The organism is Psychromonas arctica, from assembly GCF_038155225.1.
Taxonomy (GTDB): domain Bacteria; phylum Pseudomonadota; class Gammaproteobacteria; order Enterobacterales; family Psychromonadaceae; genus Psychromonas; species Psychromonas arctica_B.
In genome coordinates this window covers 1-217 of record NZ_JBAKBA010000344.1, presented here as the reverse complement: position 1 = coordinate 217, position 217 = coordinate 1, and the positions used below count along the sequence as shown (strand labels likewise).

The 217-nt window shown below is 37.8% G+C and carries 1 pseudogene; it reads left to right on the top strand.

Annotated elements, in window-relative coordinates:
• Positions 1-217 (top strand): annotated as a pseudogene (gene thiH / locus V6255_RS18740) (2-iminoacetate synthase ThiH); the annotation flags it as partial.

Below are 217 nucleotides of genomic sequence, written 5' to 3'. Positions count from 1 at the left end.
CTAAAACCGCATCGGATGTAGAGCGTGCGTTATCAAATCCTCGTTTAGACTTGGAAGATTTTAAAGCGTTAATAAGACCAGCTGCTGAACCTTATTTAGAGCAAATGGCACAAAAATCACAACAGTTAACATTGCAACGTTATGGTAAAACGCAACAGTACTACATTCAACTCTACCTCTCGAATAAGTGCAGTAATATTTGCACTTATTGTGGTTT